19 protein-coding genes and 2 pseudogenes are annotated in these 20610 nt (G+C 57.8%); 14 read left to right on the forward strand and 7 right to left on the reverse strand.

The window, feature by feature from the left end:
• The 3 genes from FHT97_RS25440 to FHT97_RS25450 all read left to right on the forward strand — a co-directional run bounded on the left by FHT97_RS25440 (window position 1) and on the right by FHT97_RS25450 (window position 2769).
• On the forward strand, window positions 1-1566 hold the full coding sequence (locus FHT97_RS25440; RefSeq protein WP_183757982.1) for a response regulator: 1566 nt from the start codon (window positions 1-3) through the stop codon (window positions 1564-1566).
• A 132-nt stretch (window positions 1567-1698) separates the two neighbouring features.
• A complete protein-coding gene (locus tag FHT97_RS25445) occupies window positions 1699-2331 on the forward strand; it encodes a hypothetical protein (protein WP_183757983.1) in 633 nt (210 codons plus the stop codon).
• A gap of 171 nt (window positions 2332-2502) precedes the next feature.
• Entirely contained in the window at window positions 2503-2769 is a 267-nt protein-coding gene (locus tag FHT97_RS25450) for a hypothetical protein (RefSeq protein ID WP_183757985.1), read from the forward strand.
• A gap of 270 nt (window positions 2770-3039) precedes the next feature.
• Here the strand turns inward: FHT97_RS25450 and FHT97_RS25455 are convergent, their stop codons facing one another.
• Window positions 3040-3936, reverse strand: coding sequence for a DUF72 domain-containing protein (locus FHT97_RS25455; protein WP_183864670.1), 897 nt, complete (start codon window positions 3934-3936; stop codon window positions 3040-3042).
• Between the two features lie 491 nt (window positions 3937-4427).
• On the opposite strand from FHT97_RS25455, the gene FHT97_RS25460 reads away from it, so the two are divergent.
• The 4 genes and pseudogenes from FHT97_RS25460 to FHT97_RS25475 all read left to right on the forward strand — a co-directional run bounded on the left by FHT97_RS25460 (window position 4428) and on the right by FHT97_RS25475 (window position 7113).
• Entirely contained in the window at window positions 4428-4679 is a 252-nt protein-coding gene (locus tag FHT97_RS25460; protein WP_183757989.1) for a GlsB/YeaQ/YmgE family stress response membrane protein, read from the forward strand.
• A gap of 218 nt (window positions 4680-4897) precedes the next feature.
• Entirely contained in the window at window positions 4898-6247 is a 1350-nt protein-coding gene (locus FHT97_RS25465; RefSeq protein WP_183864647.1) for a chloride channel protein, read from the forward strand.
• An 11-nt stretch (window positions 6248-6258) separates the two neighbouring features.
• Window positions 6259-6429: pseudogene (locus tag FHT97_RS25470) on the forward strand (ATPase); the annotation flags it as partial.
• Between the two features lie 216 nt (window positions 6430-6645).
• Window positions 6646-7113, forward strand: a complete 468-nt coding sequence (locus tag FHT97_RS25475; protein ID WP_348649645.1) for an HD domain-containing protein — start codon at window positions 6646-6648, stop codon at window positions 7111-7113.
• Between the two features lie 138 nt (window positions 7114-7251).
• On the opposite strand, the gene FHT97_RS25480 is transcribed toward FHT97_RS25475, so the two are convergent.
• A complete protein-coding gene (locus FHT97_RS25480; RefSeq protein WP_183864648.1) occupies window positions 7252-8031 on the reverse strand; it encodes an alpha/beta hydrolase in 780 nt (259 codons plus the stop codon).
• 333 nt (window positions 8032-8364) lie between these two features.
• Here FHT97_RS25480 and FHT97_RS25485 point away from each other — a divergent pair, with 333 nt between their 5' ends.
• From FHT97_RS25485 to FHT97_RS25515, 7 genes are all read left to right on the forward strand, one after another.
• Window positions 8365-9135 carry a glucose 1-dehydrogenase gene (locus FHT97_RS25485; RefSeq protein ID WP_183757995.1) on the forward strand — a complete coding sequence of 257 codons (771 nt, stop codon included), beginning with the start codon at window positions 8365-8367 and terminating at the stop codon, window positions 9133-9135.
• 265 nt (window positions 9136-9400) lie between these two features.
• A complete protein-coding gene (gene hisD / locus FHT97_RS25490; RefSeq protein ID WP_183757997.1) occupies window positions 9401-10729 on the forward strand; it encodes a histidinol dehydrogenase in 1329 nt (442 codons plus the stop codon).
• A 4-nt stretch (window positions 10730-10733) separates the two neighbouring features.
• On the forward strand, window positions 10734-11747 hold the full coding sequence (locus FHT97_RS25495; RefSeq protein ID WP_183864649.1) for an alcohol dehydrogenase catalytic domain-containing protein: 1014 nt from the start codon (window positions 10734-10736) through the stop codon (window positions 11745-11747).
• A 35-nt stretch (window positions 11748-11782) separates the two neighbouring features.
• A complete protein-coding gene (gene hutC / locus FHT97_RS25500; protein ID WP_183758001.1) occupies window positions 11783-12514 on the forward strand; it encodes a histidine utilization repressor in 732 nt (243 codons plus the stop codon).
• Window positions 12515-12705: 191 nt separating this feature from the next.
• Window positions 12706-13719: an ABC transporter substrate-binding protein gene (locus tag FHT97_RS25505; protein WP_183864650.1), complete on the forward strand. Its 1014-nt coding sequence runs from the start codon at window positions 12706-12708 to the stop codon at window positions 13717-13719.
• A gap of 20 nt (window positions 13720-13739) precedes the next feature.
• A complete protein-coding gene (locus tag FHT97_RS25510) occupies window positions 13740-14600 on the forward strand; it encodes an ABC transporter permease (protein ID WP_183864651.1) in 861 nt (286 codons plus the stop codon).
• A 1-nt stretch (window position 14601) separates the two neighbouring features.
• The gene (locus tag FHT97_RS25515) at window positions 14602-15384 is read left to right on the forward strand and encodes an ABC transporter ATP-binding protein (RefSeq protein ID WP_183758007.1); all 783 of its coding nucleotides are present in this window, start codon (window positions 14602-14604) and stop codon (window positions 15382-15384) included.
• A 41-nt stretch (window positions 15385-15425) separates the two neighbouring features.
• On the opposite strand, the gene FHT97_RS25520 is transcribed toward FHT97_RS25515, so the two are convergent.
• The 5 genes and pseudogenes from FHT97_RS25520 to FHT97_RS25540 form a co-directional block, all read right to left on the reverse strand.
• Window positions 15426-17186, reverse strand: a complete 1761-nt coding sequence (locus FHT97_RS25520; protein ID WP_246712771.1) for a N,N-dimethylformamidase beta subunit family domain-containing protein — start codon at window positions 17184-17186, stop codon at window positions 15426-15428.
• Between the two features lie 369 nt (window positions 17187-17555).
• A complete protein-coding gene (locus FHT97_RS25525) occupies window positions 17556-18155 on the reverse strand; it encodes a YidB family protein (RefSeq protein ID WP_246712772.1) in 600 nt (199 codons plus the stop codon).
• Window positions 18156-18394: 239 nt separating this feature from the next.
• Window positions 18395-18583, reverse strand: a complete 189-nt coding sequence (locus FHT97_RS25530; protein WP_183758011.1) for a hypothetical protein — start codon at window positions 18581-18583, stop codon at window positions 18395-18397.
• A 121-nt stretch (window positions 18584-18704) separates the two neighbouring features.
• Window positions 18705-19454 (reverse strand): MOSC N-terminal beta barrel domain-containing protein, encoded by a 750-nt coding sequence (locus FHT97_RS31100; protein WP_348649646.1) that lies wholly within the window; start codon window positions 19452-19454, stop codon window positions 18705-18707.
• Window positions 19455-20396, reverse strand: a pseudogene (locus FHT97_RS25540) (helix-turn-helix domain-containing protein); the annotation flags it as partial.
• Between the last annotated feature and the right edge of the window lie 214 nt (window positions 20397-20610).

A 20610-nucleotide genomic window follows, 5' to 3' on the forward strand; every position in this document is an offset into this window, starting at 1 on the left:
ATGGACCCCGTGTCCTTCCTCCTGGTGGACGACCTCGAAGAAAACCTCATTTCCCTGGAGGCGCTCTTGCGCCGTGAGGGTCTCAGGCTCCTGAAGGCGCGCTCTGGAGATGAAGCCCTGGAACTTCTGCTGAAGCACGATATCGCTCTCGCCCTGATCGATGTGCAGATGCCTGGCATGAACGGCTTTGAATTGGCCGAACTCATGCGGGGAAACGAACGGTCGCGGCGGGTTCCGATTATTTTCGTGACCGCTGGTAGCCCTGACCGGTCGTGGCGTTTCCAGGGCTATGAAGCTGGCGCCGTCGACTTCATCCAGAAGCCGATCGAGCCCGACATTCTGCGCAGCAAGGCGGAGGTTTTCTTTGAACTCTATCGGCAGCGCCAACAGCTGGCAATGCAGCGCGATGAGCTTGAAGCGCATGCAACCGCGTTGAAGGAAGCCGACCAGAGGAAGGACATCTTCCTTGCAACGCTCGCTCACGAACTGCGCAACCCACTCGCACCACTTCGCCACGGGCTCGACATTCTGAATCGAAAGCCTGACAGCGCCGAGGCGGAGAAAATTCGGTCGACGATGGATCGCCAGCTATCCCATCTGGTGCGGCTGATCGATGATCTTCTCGATGTTTCACGTGTCAGCCAGGGCAAGATCGAGCTGCGCAGAGAACCCGTCAAAGTCCAGGACATCGTCAATCTGGCGGTTGAAGGAAGCCGACCCGCGATCGATGCGGCCGGGCATAGGTTTGTGGCCGACCTGCCAAGCGAAGCGCTATGGGTCGATGGCGATCCCGCTCGCCTCTCCCAGGTCGTCGGAAACCTGCTGAACAACGCGGCCAAGTACACGCCTGAGGGCGGACGGATTGAGATAACAGCCTATCGGGAGACAACGGAGGTCGTCATCGTGGTGTCCGACAACGGGATCGGCATTCCGGAGCATATGCGCTCAAATGTCTTCCTGCTGTTCACCCAGGTCGAGGATCACCTGACACGTTCCCAGGGCGGCCTGGGCATCGGCCTTTCTCTTTCGAAGCAGCTCGTGACCTTGCATGGCGGCCGGATAGAGGCAAAAGCTGGCCCAACGGGAACCGGCACATGCTTTGTCATTCGGCTGCCTCTCGTTTCCGCTCCGGCGGAAACCACGCCTGAAGCCCGACCGAGCGTGGATGAAACTGTTTCTGAACAGACAGGAAAGGTTCTCATTGTCGATGACAACGTCGACGTCGCTCAGGTGGTGGGCTGGATGGTGGAGGAGATCGGATACGAATATCACCTCGTTCATGACGGACGGGAAGCTCTTCAGGCGGCCCGCTCCTTCCAACCCGACATCGTGCTTCTCGACATCGGCTTGCCTCATATGGATGGGTACGAGGTGTGCCGCGCATTTAGAGCCGACGGCGAATTCAAGGATATTCCGATCATCGCCCAGACCGGATGGGGACAGAGCAAGGATAAGGACCTCGCTTCGGCGGCTGGTTTCAACCACCATCTGACGAAGCCGGTCGATCTGGACGAACTTGGATCGGTTCTTGGCCAGATTGTTCGGGAAACGCCAAGAGCTCAGTAACGACGTGCAGCTACCGACGATGATCCTTCGAGGGCTTGTCGGGACCAAGGCCTCCCATTCACGGCATATCCAGTGGCGCCTAAGCGGGCCTGGTCGTTGACGCTTCTGCTTTGAAGTCCCATCTACAGTCAGATGTCAAAGACGAGAAAGAATGTCCCTTCAGACCTGATCCAGACCTGGGCGCTGCCTCCCGCGGCCACGCTGGGGTCATCCGTGCGCGCCAAAGGGATCCTCCTCGAGATCAGAGCCCGATTGCCTTCCGTAAGCCGCAAGTCGCTTGATCTCAGCGGTAGCTTTCTCACCTTGGGAATGCCCGAATGTGCGAAAGCCGAGTTTCGCAGGGCCTCGGCAGTCGTCGCCGAGGCACTTGAAAATATCGAAAGCCTCCCGGTGATTCCTCGCGAAATTGAGGAAATCCTATCCATATCCACAACCGAGAGACATCGCTGGCTCAACGATGGCCGACTGCCGAGTGCTGGAACCCGAACGGTGAAGCTTCGTGGGCGTGCACGCAAGATAACCTTTCATGTCTTCGACCCACGGGCGGTCGAGGACATGCTCGACCGCGGTATCGTCGACGAATGGCGCGAAGACGACGCCGCAACTGCGGCGGAAAACAGAAGGCGTGCGGCCTGGAAGGCGAAACTGACCCGCTCCCTCAAGAAGGGTGGCAAAGCTCCGACGCCGCCCGAGGTGAGCGCCGACGATGAACCGTCGAAACTGCGCGGCTGGGAAGAGTTCGGGCGCGAAGGCTTTCTTCGTTAGGCTGTCAGCCTTCCTCACCCCGTTCGAATGGTCCCGGTTGCTGAGCTTAAACGATCTCAACGGTATTGCCAATTTGGCCCGAATTGCCGAACTGGGCGGCATGATGTCGGAATACGGGGTGGAACCGGACTGACGGCTGCTCGTTGTGAGATAAAATAAAGGAGCCATCAAATGACCTACGTCGCATCGCCGACCTACTCGGACAACCCGTTTGCCCGGCAAGCCAACCTCAAGCAGTGTCTCGAGACCGCCAGGCATCGCCTCAATGAGACGTCAAACGCCTCGGAAGCAGAGAGACTGGAAATTCTGGTTTCCTCGGCACTAGCCGCCGGCTGGGGCGAAGATGAAACCCGCGCTGCCCTCAACAGTGACGAGCGCCCGCAAGCTGTGCTACCCCAGCCCAACCAGATCGGCCTTGTGCCATCGTCGTCGCTATGAGCATTCACCGACCATCAAATCGGGAAATTGGACCCTGGCTTATCTTGCTGGCCAGCATTATCGCGATGGGATTGGCCATCCTTGCCGGGGCTAAAATAGGCTCGCAGTACGAGCAGCACCGAAATCGCGTTGCGGTGACCGAGCGAGGGTAGCCACTTCGACATGATCGCTAAGCAAGCTGCCGGGTTTGCAGGGCGTGACTGACAAAGCCATCACCACAAATTGCCAGCCACGTACGATCCACCCTATCAAAGATAAATGCCTGCTTTTCTAGCTGCCCACCATCGGGTTCTGCGCTTCAAGCAGTCGGCAAAGCGCCTCGGCGTTCTTGACTGCATTGGCATCACGGTCGTTATTGAAATAGGCCCAGACCCGTTTCGCGCCACTAGCTTTAATGCGCTCGACCCATCCGAGCAGCTCCTCGTCGCTATAGTCATGTCGATACCACTGGGTGGTGCCGTGAAAACGTAAATACACGTCGTCCGAAGTCTTGACGAGTTGATCAGGAAGCCGCGGTCCGCTGGTTGAACAAAAGATCACTCCGGCAGCCTCGAACTTCCTAAACACAGTATCATCCCACCAGCTCTTATGCCGGAATTCGACGACGTTCCGTCGAGCCGGGTCAAGCTGACAGAGGATCAAATCCAGCATCTCCGTTGTGTAGCGCACGCGCGGAGGCAGCTGGAACAAAAAGCACCCCATATGGTCTCCAAGCACGTCCGAAATATAGCCGAAGTCCCGCACCAGTTCGTGGGTGCCTTCGAAAGCTTTGATGTGCGTAATTAACTCACATACTTTCACGGTGTAGACGAAGGCGTCATCTGCCTGGCGCAGCCATGTCTTTATGGTGGCGAGCGTTGGCCAAGAATAAAACGGGGCATTAAGCTCGACGGTTCGAAAACTTTTCTGATAATGGGCAAACCATTGGCTTCGTGAAAGATCGGAGGGATAGAATCGTCCGTTCCAATGCCAGTAATACCACCCCGAACAGCCGATTTGAATGTTGCTTACGGCCGAGAGCGCTCCGGGGTAGCTGGCCTGTTTGGCACCCATTCTAAGATCGTGCATTTTTGCGGCGCGCTCTTCATTTTCATTGCGCTGCTTCTGTCGGCGCAAGGCCCGCCGGGCCCTGCGCGCCTCCACCTCTTCTTCTGCCGGGACTGACATCAGCGTCCTGAGCTCCGGATCCTGTATGCGTTTGGCGGGTCCTGGCTGCGACCGGATTGCATTGGCTATCGCGAGGGCCGAGAAGCAACTTTTCGTTCGGACCATGCCTTTTCGCCTCCAAGAAAAACTGGGACGACCATCATCCCTGGAGACAACATCCCTCGTAAGAAATCGTTCCGGTGCGCTACTCGAACAGCCGGAGCCGGGCAACCCGGCCGGACAGCAACCGAGCGAAGCATCGTCTTCGTCCGGACCCCAAAACGTTGAACTTTCAGGAAAACACGGCCTCCTCGGTTGTCGCTGCTGGCTGGAGTTGAAACCCCTCCCGGGACGCGGAAGGCCCGAAAGCGTCGTACCAGATGGTCGCGGTCATCCAGGTATGTCCGCCGTTGAAGTTCCGAGAAGCGATCGGTGATTGACGGCGGCGCGTCCCGCTCTAGGTGCAATGAACTGTAGTCAATTTGGATCAGCATTATTTCGAGAGGTTCAACATGGAAGAAGCAGGTATCGGCTGGATTGCAGCGATTATCATCGGCGGTATTGCGGGATGGCTCGCCGAGCAGTTCATGAAGTCGAACATGGGGGTGCTGATGAACATCATCCTCGGAATCGTTGGGGCTATCATCGCCAATATCTTGCTTTCGCTGGTCGGTATCGTTCTGAGCGGTTGGCTCGGATACCTGGTTGCCGGATTTGTCGGAGCCTGCATATTGATTTGGGTGGGAAGGCTCATCCGCCGCTAATGCGTAAGCCCAGACCGGCACTTTCTGCAGAGCGAAACATTAAGCCGGCGCGATCGGTCATCAGGTGGCGGTTCGGACCATGCAGTCCGACCCTGGGAACAAGGAATTGCTGCAGTGGAATTATTGGTTGATGATTTGAGCCACGACGTAAGGGGTGACGCGTACTGCTTTATGGCGCTAAAAGGCTCGGGTTAAATACCGTTCTGCCAGAGTTTCAGATGCCAAGCGCTTATCGCAAATCAAAGCTTTTCCGTCGTTCTCGTGTTCTTCGGGGTTCCTTGTCCCTCTGGCGTAAAAGGGCCGTATTTTGGTTCGGCGCAATCGCGATAGGCGTTGTAAGTGTCATATTTGCCAAACTTGCCGATCTTGCGCAAAAGGCTTTCACCTCGATTGGATCATCGAGTGAGTTCGCATTTTTGTTGCCTCTGTTGATTACGCCACTGGGATTTATGCTGTCTGCTTATCTAGCAGCCAAAGTGTTCCCAAACTCTCAAGGAAGCGGCATTCCGCAGGCGATAGCCGCCCGGCATCTCCAGGAGAATGAAGACCGTCAGCGCTTGTTGTCTTTGAGGATAGCAGTTGGCAAAATCATGCTGACGATTTTGGGCCTGTTTTGCGGCGCTTCGATCGGACGCGAAGGACCAACTGTTCAAGTTGGCGGAGCAATCATGCTCGCGGTGGCTCGCTTCGGAGGCATGGCGCAGGCCAGAGGCCTTATCCTGGCAGGTTCCGCAGCCGGTATCGCTGCCGCTTTCAACACACCGCTCGCCGGGATCGTCTTTGCAATCGAAGAGATGAGTCGGAGCTATCAGTCGCGTGCGAATGGTATCGTCCTGACCGCTGTCATTCTTTCCGGCATGGCGGCTCTCGCTCTTGCGGGTAGCTATAGTTATTTCGGCGAAGCATCGGCAACCCCAACTGACATTCGAGATTGGGGGCTGATCTTGATCTGCGGTGTTGGTGGCGGCGCACTCGGCGCTTGCTTCAGTGGTTTCGCCCTCCATTTCGGTCAGCGCCTTCGCCGTTGGGTCCACCCACAGCCACTCACACGGACGGTCGCGGTTGCAGGACTTTGCGGTCTACTCGTTGCCGTCATTGGGGTTGGATCCGGCAGTGCGACATTCGGCACTGGCTATGAACAGGCGAGAGGCGCTATCGAGGGTCATGCCCTTCCAATGCTGTTCTTCATCGAAAAGCTTGCGGCAAGTTTTCTTTCGATGCTGTCCGGCATACCCGGCGGTATCTTCGCCCCGTCACTCGCCGTGGGCGCAGGGTTGGGCAGTACAGTTGGATCATTGCTTGGCACCAGCATTGCCCTGGCAGCGATCCTTGGGATGGCAGGGTACTTTTCCGGTGTCGTGCAAGCGCCGATGACAGCTTTCGTTATCATCCTGGAAATGACTGGCGATCACCAGGCCGTGATCCCAATCATGGCCGTTTCCATGATCGGCTATTTAACATCGCGGATATTGTCGCATGAACCACTATATCATGGACTTTCGAGGGTCTTCATTGCCGCCGCGATCCGTGCCCGTCGGTCGGAACAAAGAATCCAAGCTCCTGCCTAGGCAGCAGTTGCGATCGTTTTCGCGCCACCGTGACCTTTGATGAACAGGGCGACGGCAAGACAGTGCTGACGATGCGCCAGCTCCACCCTACTCGCGAGCGGCGTCAGATCGTTATCGGCTTCGGTGCGGTCGAATATGGGCTGCAGACACTGGATGGTCTCGCGGCTTGGCTGGATGGCTGAAGGATTGGATGAGGTTGCGTATATCGACGTTGCCAACTCGCTAATGGACCGAAGGTCATTACTGAACCATCGGACCTTGGTCCGGCTTCCACAACGAACGGACAGGCCTATTTCCTCCTATTTAGTGAGGGAAAAGAGAGAAGCTGCGGTTCTTGAGAAACGCATCGCGACCTCTCCGCAGAAGGAAAAGCAGGATGCGGTCCTGAAGAGGTGGAGATGATGAGCTTTGACGGCCACGCAACCGATACCGATGAGCATGCATCGATGTCCGACCTTCTGAAAGCAGTTAAGCTCGCTTTCGATGGCCACTCGGGTCAGAAGGACAAACAGGGCGAGCCCTATTTTTCCCACTGCAAACGTGTTGCCGAGGCCGTCACCGACGAGGACGAACGAACAGTCGCCTATCTGCATGATCTGGTCGAGAAGGCACCGGGTTGGAGTCTGGAACGGCTTCGCGAACAGGGCTTCAGCCCGCTGATCGTTGATGCCGTGGACGCACTCACCAAACGCCCCGGCGAAGACGCCGAGAGATTCGTCCTCAGGGCAGCGTCCAATCAGATTGCCCGGCCCGTGAAAATAGCCGATCTCAAGGACAACCTTGCCCAGGCTCGAAAGATGAATTCAGATACGTCCAGATACGAACATGGGCTCAGGATCATCGAGAAAAAATTCGGACGCCACTGACACGCCGGACGCGGGTCGGTTGCGCATAGCATCGACCGGTTTGTCGGCTGTGCACTCATTCGCCTGGAAGCACTCGCAAACTTTTAGACAGGATGTTTTTGCCCGCCGCGAAGCGCTATGGGATGGGATGCTGTTGGGCTAGATCGCCGGCCTCCCCGCCGTATTCCGTTCGACCCACTGGTAGACGAAGCCCGCCACCTCTTCCCAACCCGGCTCGTTGCAAATGAAGTGGCTGCGTCCGGGATAGGTCAGGAAATCGGTCACGCTGCCCACGTCCTTGTATGCCTTGTAGTTCTTTTCGTTCAGCTCGGACGGAATGATTTCATCTCTCTCGCCGCCGATCAACAGCAATGGCGAATGCGGACATTCCAGATCGATGCGACCGGCCCCTCCCATGCAGTCGCGCAGCACGTTGCGGCTATCGTGTGTCGCAGTTTCCTCGAAGGCAAGCGCCGCGTCTGCTTTGGACAGCGAATTCGCAAATGACCGGTGGAACGTCTTGGCATCCATGAAAACAGGTTCATCCCCCTTGAGAGGGTTCGCTATGATTGCTGCGTTCTTGATGAAGCCCCAGTCGAATTCGAGCATACGATTGGGAGCGACAGAAGAGATCGCCACGCCGGCGGATAAGAGTCCTTTCGCGACAAGGAGTTGCGTGACAAGTCCGCCGACAGAGTGGCCGATCATGACGGGGCGATCGTAGTTGCCAACAACCCTTTGCATTGTCGCGACGACGTCATCAAGACTGAGTTCGCCAAGTCCTTGAGGAGGACTTTCACGCAGCTCCGCCGGATCACCATCGTGCAATGGCCAGGCAGGAACAACGCACTCAAAACCATGACGGGAGAAGTATTCTACCCATCTCGTCCAACTTTTCGGATTCTGAAACATGCCGTGCACAAATACAATGGTTGTCATAGCACTTCCTCTTCTGTTGGAAGAAGGCGAACGACATCAAAGGGTAATCGTTCCAACAAGCGGGCCGCGCCCAGAGACTGCAAATGACCGCTCTTGAACGTCCCCCCGCACCAATGCATGCCATCAGCTCTTTCCGATGCGAACCCATGCCCGCAGATAAATCCCTGAAGTCCATCGGTCGAGGTACAAGCAGCACGAGACTGAAGACCGTTCGTCCGTCGACAACCATGGCCATCGCTTACGCAGGCCTCGATCAGTGTCGTAGGAAGACTGGTCTTTTGCGCATAAATATGCTTCCGGCGACGACATAGGTTTCAATAGCAAGAGGATCCCATGCCCCAAAACATGTTCGACCTGACCGGACGGGTTGCAGTGGTAACCGGTGCCAGCCGTGGCCTTGGCCAATGGATCGCACTTTCCCTTGCGCAAGCCGGGGCAAGTCTCTGTGTTACCGCTCGCGACGAAACGTCGCTTGATGAGACGAAACAGAAAATCGAAGCCCTTGGCAGGACATGCCTGACCAGCGCCCAGGATGTCACCGACGTCTCCTCCATCGACGAAACGTTGAACCGGTTTGATACGATTGCAAGCGGGATCGATATCCTCGTCAACAATGCCGGTTGCGAGCAGGTGGCTCCCTCGCTCGATGTCGATGAAGCGATCTGGGACAAGATTATCGGAACGAACCTAAAGGGTGCCTTCTTCTGGTCGCAGGCCACAGCACGGCGGATGTCCAGTCGGGCCACCGGTGGAAGCATCATCAACCTCTGCTCTCTCACCTCATATGTCGGCATTCCCACAGCCGTGCCCTACGGCTCTTCGAAGTCTGGGCTTCTCGGCATGACACGTGCGCTCTCGGCCGAATGGGCCCCGCTTGGCATCCGCGTAAATGCGATCGCTCCCGGTTACTTCCGCACAGCAATGACGGAAGGCTTCTACCAGGACGGAAACTGGTCGGAGCGGATGCTCGACAAGATCCCGCAGAAGAGGTTCGGTGAACCTTCCGATATTGGCGGTGCCGTGGTCTTTCTTGCGAGCGAAGCCTCTGCCTATGTCACCGGGCAATGTATTGCCATTGATGGCGGTTTTCTGGCGTCCATCTGAGGCTGCCAAACGCGGTCCTTGCCCTTGACAGCGACGGGTTCACCATTACACATGCTGTATAGACAACTATAGACAATAACGGCAACGAAGTCGTCGACTTCCTGGGAATCTGCCGGGCTCAAGTCCGGCGTCCTCGCGTGATCAGAAATCCTGCTGGAGGCACCCGTTGCGTTGCGCTCCTGCCGGCCGCATCCAGTTTTTGTCGGCCACGACCTTGTCGTGGCAAAAGGCCGCTTGCGCGGTCTAGAACCAAGGGCCCATGCAAATGACTGACGTCACCTTCCACGACTATTCGAAACTTGGTGCTGGCGAGAAAGTCGCTCTTCTGCGCCGGTCCGAGACCGATATCTCGGCCTTCATCGAAAAGGTTGCGCCGATCTTGGAAGCCGTGCGAACGGAGGGTGATCGCGCCATTGCCCGCTTCGGACGTGACCTCGACAAGGCAAATGTCACGGAAGAAACCATCAAGGTCACGGAGGCGGAGTTCGATACGGCCTTCACGGCAGTCAGTGAAGATGTGATCGAGGCAATCACCTTCGGCATCGAGAACATCCGCCATTTTCACGAGGAACAAAAGCCTGAGGCCATGTGGCTGAAGGAGATCAAGCCTGGGGCCTTCGCGGGCGACCGCTTCACACCGATCAAGTCGGTCGCGCTTTATGTCCCACGCGGCAAGGGGTCGTTTCCATCCGTTACCATGATGACCTCCGTCCCGGCGGTTGTAGCAGGTGTTCCAGAACTCGCGATCGTCACGCCACCAGCACCTGACGGCAGCGTGGATGCCGCAACGCTTGTCGCAGCACGTCTCGCCGGCGTCAGGACGGTCTACAAGGTCGGCGGGGCGCAGGCTGTCGCCGCTGTCGCCTACGGCACGGAGACGATCAAACCCGCGCTCAAAATCGTCGGACCGGGAAGTCCATGGGTGGTTGCCGCCAAGCGGAGCCTCGCCGGCATCATCGACACCGGGCTTCCGGCCGGCCCTTCCGAAGCGATCATCTTCGCTGACGACACCGTTCATGGAGGCCTGGCGGCACTCGACCTCCTGATCGAGGCCGAGCACGGCCCCGACTCCTCCGCCTATCTCGTCACCCATAGCCGCAGGGTTGCCGAGGAGGCGCTTGGCGCCCTCCCAGAGCACTGGGCCCGCATGACCAAGCAACGCGTAGAATTTTCCAGTGCCGTCCTTTCAGGCAGATGCGGCGGTATCATCCTCACCTCGTCGATTGAGGAGAGCTATGATTTCGTCAATGCCTATGCGCCCGAGCACCTTGAGATTCTCTCGCAGGATCCCTTTGCCCATCTTGGACACATCACCGAGGCGGCGGAAATCCTCATGGGACCTCATACGCCCGTCAGCATCGCGAACTTCTGCCTCGGGCCGAACGCGGTGCTTCCGACGAGTCGCTGGGCGCGGACATTCGGTCCGCTCTCTGTGACCGACTTCGTGAAACGCAGTTCGATCGGCTATGTGACGGCCTCTGCCTATCCCGAGTTTGCCAAGCGCGCCCATAAGCTTGCCGAATACGAAGGGTTCTCGTCCCACGCGCATGCCGTTTCAGCCGTCCGTGATGACTATCTCCCGAAGCGAGGTTAAAGCGATGAAGGCCGTTCGCCTGCACGATGCGCTCGATCTTCGGGTCGAGGAAATCGAAAGTCCCGGCCCTCCACCGGCGGGCTCCGTAACGATCGATGTTCGTGCAGCAGGGATCTGCGGCTCGGACCTTCATAATTTCCGGACGGGGCAATGGATCAGCAGGCGTCCGTCGACCGCCGGGCATGAGTTCTGTGGACGGATATCGGCGATTGGAGAGGGTGTCGAAGGGCTTGCCGTGGGCGACCTGGTCGTCGCCGACTCCCGATACTATTGCGGTGAATGCAATGCCTGCAGAGCCGGATGGACCAATGTCTGCGAGCGGCTCGGGTTTGTCGGTGAGGTCTGCGATGGCGGTTTTGCCGAGCAGAGCCAGTTGCCTGCAAGGCTTGTCAGGAAGCACGATCCGTCACTCGTCCCTGCCATTGCCGCCATGGCCGAACCTCTTGCCGTGGCCCTTCATGCCGTCCGTCGGCTCTCCCCCCGCGTTGGCGAAGCGGTCATAGTCATCGGCTGCGGCTCGATTGGCTGCCTTTGCGGCCTGCTTCTGTCGCGTCTTCATGACGGAAAGCTGCTCTTTGCGGACATGAACGTGGACCGCGCAAACATGGTCGCCAGGATCTGCGGCGGAGCCGCGGTTCCGCTCGACAAGGTAAAGACAAGAGACGGTCTTGACGGCGCCTCCCTTCGTTACGCATTCGATGCCACCGGAAACACCAAGGCGATCGAACAGGGTATCGAGATCCTCGATGGAGGCGGCACCTTTGCTCTCGTCGGCATCAGCCACGGGAAGATCGATCTCGACCCGAACACCCTGGTCGAGCGCGAGATTGCCCTTGTCGGATGTCACGCCTTCGAGAGTGAGCTTGGCGATGCCATCGCCCTCTTGCCCGAGCTTCAGTCTTCACTTCTGGAATTCATCGACGTCCGGCCCTCGCTCGACGACATTCCCGATGCATATCGCCAATTGAGCGAAGGGCGGGCAACCAAGCTGAAAACCATTATTCGCATCGCCGATTGATCAAGACACGCAAGGCGTGAGACGGAGCTTAAATATTGACCGGTCTCTCAAATACCGCGCTGCCACTCTACGAGAAGGTCAAGGACTTCGTCCTCGACAACATCGGTAACGGCAACTGGCCACAGAACGGGAGGCTCCCGTCCGAGCACGATCTGGTATCCTCGCTCGGAGTGTCCAGGATGACTGTCCACCGCGCATTGAGAGAACTGACCGACAAGGGCTACCTCAGGCGCGTCCAGGGAGTCGGCACCTTTGTTTCGCCTCCGAGAGCCCAATCCACCCTGATCGAGATCAGCAACATCGTCAGCGAGATAAAGGACCGGGGAAGTCGACATCGGGCAGAGGTCATCGTCCTGGAGAGAATCGAGAAGCCGGATGAAATGCTGCTCGGGGCATTTGAATTCACAGAGCTCCGACCGGTCGACCATTCCCTCATCGTTCATTGGGAGAATGACGTTCCTGTTCAACTGGAGGAACGATACGTCAATCCGGCACTTGTGAAATACTATCTCGATCAGGATTTTACGTCTGGTGCGACCTACGATTACCTACAGCACAGTACGCCACTGACCGAGGTCGAGCATCTGATCAGCGCCATTCCCGCGACGGAACGGGACGCAAAGCTTCTGCATATCCGTGAACGTGACAGTTGCCTGGTCCTCAACCGGAAGACTTGGACCGGACCGACCGTCGCTACAGTCAATACCTTCACCTATGTCGGCAGCCGCTATGCGCTCGGGAGCCGATACCTGCCACCAGCAAAATGACTGGTTAGGGTAGGTCGTGGCGTGGAGGCGCTGAATGGAAAGACATCAGCCTTACCGGGTAGCGACAGGGCGACATTAAAATGTATGCCAAATCGAAAAGCACTGCCATCACACCCGCTATTCCGCCTTGATGTTCGGGCGTGAAACTTGAAAAGATGCAACGCTAACAACGAGAGAAAGAGGGGTTTGAAATGAACTACGCTATCATCAGCAGGCACGTTTACCGCGGAGCGCTGGCACTCGGGATCGTCGGTGCGCTCGCCTTCAGTCCGGTTGTCGCACAGGACATCCCGGCAAAGCCGGAGGCTGGCACCTTCAAGATCGGGATCGAGCCATGGCTCGGTTATGGCCAGTGGCACGTGGCGGCAAGCAAGGACCTGTTCAAGAAAGCCAATCTCGAGAACGTCGAGCTGGTCAACTTCACCGAGGACAAAGACATCAACGCCGCGCTCGCAAGTGGTCAGCTTGATGCCGCCAACATCGCCACCCACACCGCCATGGGCATGGTCGCTGCCGGTCTTCCGGTAAAGATCGTCTCCCTGCTTGATTTCAGCCTGAAGGCCGATGCCATCCTCGCCGGCAGCGACGTCAAGAGCGTTGCTGACCTCAAGGGCAAGAAGATTGCCTTCGAGGAAGGCACGACCAGCGATATCCTCCTGAACTACGCCCTTGCCAGCAACGGCATGACCATCAAGGACATAGAACGCGTGCCGATGCCAGCAGCCGACGCCGGAACCGCATTGATCGCAGGACAGGTTCCCGTTGCAGTAACCTACGAGCCTTACATTTCGACCGCACTTGCCCAGGACAAGAACATCCAGCTCCTGTTTGAAGCAGGCAAGGACCCGGGTCTCGTCTCCGACGTCCTCGTCGTTCGCGAGGAAGTGCTGAAGGAAAGGCCGGGACAGGTGCTGGCGATGATCAAGGCCTGGGATGCGGCACTTGCCGACTACAAGGCCAATACGGAAGAGGACCGCGCCATCATTGCAAAGGCCGTTGGTGCCTCGCCGGATGATCTGAAGACCGCCTTCGACGGCGTTCAGTACTACACCTCCGCGGAGGCTTCGAAGGCCTTTGCCGGTGACTTCAAGAGCAAGACCTTCGCCGATGTTCTGAAGGCAGCCAAACAGGCCGGCCTTCTCACACAGGACGTTTCCGCTGACAGCATGATCGACACCTCGTTCGTTGACGCCGCGAACAAGTGACCTCTGCCAACGGAACCGTAATGTCTAGCTCCAAAATGCCCTCGACATCCAAGGAAAGATCCCGCGCGCAATCGCGCGCGGGCGTCGGCCGGCCGCCAAGCGCGTTCCGGATCGGCGATCCGATCGGCGGCCGGGCCTTCTTCATGATCGCTCTTGCCGTCTTCGTCCTGCTCTTTGCCATCTGGTGGATCACGACCGGCACCGGTTGGGTGAAGCCTATCTTCCTGCCCTCTCCGACAGCGGTCTGGGCCAAGATGGTCGAACTCGCCGTCGATGGCACTCTTTGGACCGACGCGGGCATCAGCATCTATCGCATGCTGGTCGGATTTCTTCTGGCCTCAGCCATGGCAATTCCGATCGGGATCATGATCGGTTGTTTCAAGACATGGGAAGCGGCCATCGAGCCTTTCGTCGATTTCGTTCGCTACATGCCGGTCGTTGCCTTTGTGCCCCTTACCATTCTTTGGGCCGGAACCGGTGACATCCAGAAATTCGTCATCATCTGGATCGGAACCTTCTTCCAGCAGGTGCTGATGGTCATGGACAGCGTCAAACGCGTTCCAACCGACTTCGTCGGGCTTGGCCGCACGCTTGGAATGTCGGAAACCAGAATCCTGCGCCGCATCGTCCTGCCATCCGCCCTTCCCGGGATCTGGGATACCCTGCGCATCAGCCTGGGCTGGGCCTGGACCTGGCTTGTCCTTGCCGAACTTGTCGCCGCCACATCCGGGCTTGGCTATCGCATTGTCGTCTCGCAACGATATTTTCAGACACAGACCATCATCGGTTACATTCTGCTGCTTGGCTTGCTCGGCCTGATCACCGACCAGAGCATGAAAGCGCTCGAGCGCGTCTTCTTCCGCTATTCCTCGAGGCATTGACATGAGCGAACCCAAACTCAAGATCGAGGGCCTCAACAAGTGGTACAGCGGCAGGAAATCCCGCGTTCATGCCTTAAGCGATATCGAGCTTGAACTTGCCGACAACGAATTCGTCTCCCTGGTTGGCGCGTCCGGGTGCGGCAAGAGCACGCTTCTTTCCATCGTCGCGGGCCTGCAGGGATTTGATAATGGCGTCCTTCTGACGGATGGCGCTCCGATTGTTGGCCCGGGGCTCGATCGTGGGGTCGTCTTTCAATCCTATACGCTCCTGCCATGGTTGACGGCGCAGCAGAACGTCGAATTCGCCCTGCAGGCGGCCGGGATGAGTTCCGCCGAATGCCGGGATGTCGCTCGCCATCACATCGAGCTGGTCAAGCTGGACAAGTTCGCCGATGCTTTTCCCTCGCAACTCTCGGGCGGGATGAAACAACGCGTCGCCATCGCGCGTGCCCTCTCCTACCGTCCGAAAATGCTGTTGATGGATGAGCCATTTGGCGCGCTTGACGCACTGACCCGTCACCAGATGCAGGAGCTTCTAACCCAGATCTGGGAGGAACACCGGCTGACCGTTCTCTTCGTTACCCATGATGTCGAAGAGGCCGTCTACCTCTCCGATCGCATTCTTGCGATGAGCATCAATCCCGGGCGCATCAGTACGACCTTCAACGTCGGGCTTGGACGCCCCCGAAATCAGGAGATGATTTCAACGACGGAATTCATCGCGCTCCAAAAGGAAGTGCTCGCTGCCATCCGTGCGGGCTCCCAGGGCGAACTGGAACATTGAACCCCACGGAGGCCGGCTCGCGGCATCGGCCTCCTTCGTCACTATTCACAACCAAACCTTCCCATCAAGTTCAGCATGATGCGTCCGACGTCGTTATCCTGCGACGGGTTTGGCAGCGCACCGATCCAGGCCACGGAGCCCGTCGAAAAGACAACGCCCCCGCCTTCATGCTGATAGATCGTCATGTCTGCCCGCCGAAGGGCAGTTCGCTCGGCTTCGCCGCCTGCGACCCAAAGATCGGGCCGCACCTGGAAGCTCTCGTCAAAGCCATCCGCAACGGCGAGGCGAACGAGATTCTTTGGTGTCTCCTCCGAGCGGATGACCGCATCGATCTCGTAGCCGGCAGCACCTCCAAGCACGCCGCCTTCGGCTCCGAAGGTATTGGATAAAACGCCGTCAAAGAGCCACGCATAGTTGCCATAGTGGCTTTCCTCGAGCCGCCGATAGGGTCGAGACTTGCCGAAGCTCATGATCACGTAGGTGACGCCGACAAGAGCTTGCGGATGATGAAGGCCGCGATCCTCCCAGTTTCCACCGGGCTCGCCGGTCATTGCGAGATGGATTTCGCCCGGTCTGCCCGACCAGATGTCGTTCTTCCCGCGCCGCAGCTCCATTTTGTCGCCCTGGAACGCTACGACCCAATAAAATCCGTTTCCACCGAGGTAAGCAAGGCTACCGCCGGAACTGAGATATTCCTTCAGCCCAGTCATCATGGCCGATGACCAGTATTCCGGATGACTGCCTGTCAAAAGCAGTCGATAAGGCGTGATGGCTGCTCTTCCTTCGTCATCGAGATCATGGTCAGTCAGGATGTCGACATCAATTCCATGGCGGCCGAGAAATTTCAGAAGCTGCAAATCGACCGGAAGGAGATGCGGCGAGTTCGAGAGGGGATAGTGATAGTCTGCGCGAAGGGTGGCGCGAGGCCGCCGACTGCTTGTGAGGCTGACCCCGCTCATGTCGCTGTGGACGTCGTAAAGGCTCAGGAAATTGTTGTCGATTGCGAAAAGGTGGGAACGATCGCTGCCATGCCACGGATACCGGTCCGGCGGCAGCTGTTCATCCGCGTATGCGAGATAGGTGGCGGTCGGCAGGAGCACGGCAACCGATGACGTAGGAGCTTGCGGGCGAACAAAGAATGGAAGCTGCTCAACCCCTCGGTCCGTCTCTATTGCGACGGCATAGACGCCCGGTCGTGCGTCCGCCGGCACCGATATGACGAGATCGGCTGCCCAGTCGAAGCCGGCAAAGTCGTCATCGTGCAGATGGATCGCGTCAAAATGATCGGCGTCGACACGCGGGTCGTGAATCTCGCCGGTAAATCGAGGTGAGGCAACCGCAAAAGTCGGAGCATTGCAAATGCGAAGGTCTGGCCCGCCACCATCCATAGGCTTGAGGCTCTCGACAGGGCCACGAACCGGGAAGCACCAACGCAATTTACCGGATGCGGTCTTAAGACTGATCCTCCCGATGCGTGCGTTGAGCGTCAGTTGCGCGTGTGAGGCCTCGGCGCCAATATGGATGGTGGCTGGTTTTGGCAGGCCAGATGTCCTGCTCTCCACTTCCCTTCCACCGTGATGGGGCGAAAGCCTTAAACACAGTTCCCCGGCATGGAACGAGAGGGATAGACCGTACCAGGTCTCATTGGCGATCGTCGCGACGTCCGTGCCATTGGCCTGTAACCGTCCATCACGATCGATGGTCAGCAAGAAGCCCGGCCAAGTGATGACGGGCTTCACGACATCATTGGAGGTGAACAGAATCTCGACATCAAGGACGAAATCCTGACCGACATCGAACATCGGAATTTCGACCCAGGAGCCGAGGTCGTATGCTTTTACCTCAAAAGACCGAGATGCCTTCCTGACTGTCCAATTCAGGTGCTCGTTCTTATCCCGGTCAATTGTCACGACCGTGGCCTGCGCCGTTGGGTCGGCACAGGAAACATGACACGCTACCCAGCCTCCTGCGCGCACGCTCCACGGCTCAACGTAGCCGACCGCAGGCATCGCGCTATGATTCAATCTTCGTCGCATCGCGTTCCCGTCTCTTCGTGACCGGCTCCTACCAAATCAGACGAGACCAATCCTGCACGAAATGCCTCAATGGCGAAATCAGCGCCTTCGGCATTGCCGGCGGTCAGTGGCTGCAGCTCACCGTACGGCGTGACGTCAGGCGTTTGCCGGAACCGTTCCGTCAGGTGTTAGGCTATCGACAGCTTCCGGAAGAGATTTCGATAGCCGTGAGATAATCTCGTCGCGGTCCAGTCCGGTCTTTCGTTGCAACTCTGCCAGTAGCTCCGGGCCCAGCGCCTGCACCAGCTCCGGGTGATCGATCGGCTGATTTGGACCTTGATTGACCCAGGAGCCCGCCACCTCTCCCTTGCCATTCTTCGAAAATTGATCAAGCAGACTGCCAAGCCCATCGCTCACGACTGATCCAACCGAGCCGCCCTTCAACAAATCTCCAACACCACCCGGCCTGAACAAGCCGCCCAGCAGTCCCCCCAATCCGTTATCAGCGCCGCTCGCCTCGGTGCCTCCGGCAGGTTGTCCCGCGGTTCCTTGCCCGCTGTCGACAAGCTTTCGCAGAATTTCCTGGATTTTGTCCCTGTTCTGGTACCCAGCCACAGCCAATACGCCCAAAAGGGCTGTCAAATTCCTGTTCATGGAGCGCTCCTTGTTTTGCCGCAGGTCCAAGACTTCGAGTCCGGAAATCGAAGTCGGTCCCATAATTCCTGCACTGCGGGTAAGTTCCGAAAATCCAGTCATTGCGGTGTGTTGCTCGACGAGGGCCTTTCGTCGTCTCGCGAAGCGAAGCTTCGATAGCCCAGCCGTTCGTGCGGCAAAGCCCGCCAATTTTCGGACATCAGAACGCGGTGCCGTTGTGCCGTCGACCTCGACCGTTGAGGGGTCGCACCGAACGTTCATCGCAGCTCAACGAATGGCCTACGATTGCCAACAGCGTATGACATGCTCCCCAATCGCGGAGATCGCCGTGAGGTACCGTTTCAGAGTCTTTGCTTGGTCGCTGCGCTCTTGCCGTCGGAACTCTTGGAACGCTCTTCGAAGCGATCGGCACCTTTTGCCAGATCCGACCCTTTCTGAGCTTCAACTTTTTTCTCTTCCTTGGCGGCGTTCTTCCGCAATCCGCGTGCGGAGTCTCTACCTTTTTCGGTCTTGGCTTCCTCGATACCCATTTTGGTCTCCTCTGCGTCTCTCGCAGATTAACGAGTGGCCATTGACTTCGTTCCTGCCCACATCCGCCGCATAGAGGCCAAATCAGAGGTGAATTTTCTCAGACCTGCGACAAGTTTGAAACTAGACGAAAACCGCATCGCCAAGACGGATTGCCCCTGGCTCATCCGGTCGGCAATAGACCCCCATATTGCGGTTCCCAAATTTCATCACGTTCCGGAGAATGTCGGGATCGTTTTCCAGACCATCCTGAGCGATGATCGTAAAACCGCATCGTTTGGTTGGCGCGATTACCGTCGCGGCGACATTTCCAAGACGAACAGGCGCGTCGATCCAGTGCAGTTCGGCAAACCCGGAAAGATCGGCCTCAGCCTCCAGATAAATGTTGGGTCGGAACCTACGTCGGTCAGGATTTCCACTGGGGTGGATCTCCTTCAGATGGTCGACCGAAGCGCTTGTCAGAAGATGCAAGGGTGATACCTCGTACCGGTCAGCCGCAAATAAAGCGTCGCCGGACGCGGACCCCGTTCTCTCATATGGTCTGACCGCCACCTCGAATTCAAAGAAGCTCGTGAGCGCCTCCAGCAGCCGCGGCGCAGTGATAGGAAACCAGTTGTGGCCGGGCACTTGGACTTCCACATCACCATCCGACGCGGTCCGCGACTTGACAAAGACCGCTCTTTGCCAGCGCTTTTCACGCTCGGGATATGCGACCACACCCGTCGCCGCATCGACCAGGGCAAACTGACGATCACCGACAAGGCCAGTCGCCGTAAGCCTACATTGTTCGATCTGTTCGCCCGTAGTTGAACTGACTGGATATCGCCACAGCTCACGGATCGTTCCGACCTTGCGCATCCATTGAATCCCCATTGCAGAGGCCCGAACCTGTGTCGGTGTCTGGCCAAAGATGCGCTTGAACGTGCGCGTGAAGTGAGAGGCATTCTCGTAGCCGACGTCAAGAGCAATTTCGATCAGCGACGTCTTCGATTGCACCAATAGCGCCCGCGCCCTCTCCATGCGCACGCGTGTGTAAGCCTGTGCGGGAGACTTCCAGCCTTGATCAGAAACAATCGCTCAAGTTGTCGCCGTGACAAACGAACCGAGGCTGCGAGCCTCGGGATCGTCATCCCACCCTCGATGTGCTGTTCCATCATGATCATCGCGGCTTTCACGCACTTGTCTTCATAGTCATCGTGCAAAGGGCGCCGGGCTGGATGTCGCCGGCGGAACGCGCCTTTTCGATCTGCAGGACTTCCAGGGCATTTCTCTCGGCCTCGCGACTGATATACCGGAGCACGAGGACGGCTGCGATATCGGCGGCGCTGCTTCCGCCGGCACAGGAACCGCGTTGCCGATCCAGGTTGAATATCCGATCCGATCGCACGGCAAGATCGGGAAAGCGTTCGCGAAATTCCTTGTAGTGCAGCCAGCTCACGCATGTCTCATGCTTCGTCATCAATCCAGCCTCGGCAAGGATGAATGAGTCGGTGCAGAGACCGATCAACGGGATCCTGGCCGCATCCGCACGCTTGGCGAAAGCGATCGTGTCGCGATCGACCGGATCCATGGCTGTCAGAAGTCCCCCAACAACAACAATGTCATCAAACTCGCCGGATCGACGAAATCCGGGGTCGGGGCCACCTGCACGCCGCAGCTGGAGGTGATCAGATGCCTGGTACTTCCAAGCACCTGCCAGTTTGCGGTCACGCGTCCCGAACGGTCGTGCTCGTCGCTCGCAGGCCTCAGCGTATCGACGAAGAGCGCAAACGCTGAAAGCGTAAAGGATCGAGCGAGCACGAATCCGACCTTCAGACGGCTGGCGGATTTGCCGACCGCGTCTCCCTGCCTGTAGTTGGTAGCTCATCGAGCTCACTCGCGCAGCGCGGTTTGCCTCCAGCTCGATGAAGCCTTCTCCAGCCATCTGGCGCATCAGTTCTCGCACCGGGGGGCGCGACAAGCCGAATTCTTCGCTCAGCGCTACCTCGTCAAGGACAGCACCCGGGGCAAGCTCCATGATCCGCATAGA

Source organism: Rhizobium sp. BK399, from assembly GCF_014194695.1.
Classification (GTDB): Bacteria; Pseudomonadota; Alphaproteobacteria; order Rhizobiales; family Rhizobiaceae; genus Rhizobium.

Coding starts and splice junctions, on each gene's coding strand:
- FHT97_RS25440 (WP_183757982.1), top strand. CDS start 1: ATGGACCCCGTGTCCTTCCTCCTGGTGGACGACCTCGAAGAAAACCTC.
- FHT97_RS25445 (WP_183757983.1), top strand. CDS start 1,699: ATGTCAAAGACGAGAAAGAATGTCCCTTCAGACCTGATCCAGACCTGG.
- FHT97_RS25450 (WP_183757985.1), top strand. CDS start 2,503: ATGACCTACGTCGCATCGCCGACCTACTCGGACAACCCGTTTGCCCGG.
- FHT97_RS25455 (WP_183864670.1), bottom strand. CDS start 3,936: ATGTCAGTCCCGGCAGAAGAAGAGGTGGAGGCGCGCAGGGCCCGGCGG.
- FHT97_RS25460 (WP_183757989.1), top strand. CDS start 4,428: ATGGAAGAAGCAGGTATCGGCTGGATTGCAGCGATTATCATCGGCGGT.
- FHT97_RS25465 (WP_183864647.1), top strand. CDS start 4,898: ATGCCAAGCGCTTATCGCAAATCAAAGCTTTTCCGTCGTTCTCGTGTT.
- FHT97_RS25475 (WP_348649645.1), top strand. CDS start 6,646: ATGATGAGCTTTGACGGCCACGCAACCGATACCGATGAGCATGCATCG.
- FHT97_RS25480 (WP_183864648.1), bottom strand. CDS start 8,031: ATGACAACCATTGTATTTGTGCACGGCATGTTTCAGAATCCGAAAAGT.
- FHT97_RS25485 (WP_183757995.1), top strand. CDS start 8,365: ATGCCCCAAAACATGTTCGACCTGACCGGACGGGTTGCAGTGGTAACC.
- hisD (WP_183757997.1), top strand. CDS start 9,401: ATGACTGACGTCACCTTCCACGACTATTCGAAACTTGGTGCTGGCGAG.
- FHT97_RS25495 (WP_183864649.1), top strand. CDS start 10,734: ATGAAGGCCGTTCGCCTGCACGATGCGCTCGATCTTCGGGTCGAGGAA.
- FHT97_RS25505 (WP_183864650.1), top strand. CDS start 12,706: ATGAACTACGCTATCATCAGCAGGCACGTTTACCGCGGAGCGCTGGCA.
- FHT97_RS25510 (WP_183864651.1), top strand. CDS start 13,740: ATGTCTAGCTCCAAAATGCCCTCGACATCCAAGGAAAGATCCCGCGCG.
- FHT97_RS25515 (WP_183758007.1), top strand. CDS start 14,602: ATGAGCGAACCCAAACTCAAGATCGAGGGCCTCAACAAGTGGTACAGC.
- FHT97_RS25520 (WP_246712771.1), bottom strand. CDS start 17,186: ATGTTCGATGTCGGTCAGGATTTCGTCCTTGATGTCGAGATTCTGTTC.
- FHT97_RS25525 (WP_246712772.1), bottom strand. CDS start 18,155: ATGACTGGATTTTCGGAACTTACCCGCAGTGCAGGAATTATGGGACCG.
- FHT97_RS25530 (WP_183758011.1), bottom strand. CDS start 18,583: ATGGGTATCGAGGAAGCCAAGACCGAAAAAGGTAGAGACTCCGCACGC.
- FHT97_RS31100 (WP_348649646.1), bottom strand. CDS start 19,454: ATGGGGATTCAATGGATGCGCAAGGTCGGAACGATCCGTGAGCTGTGG.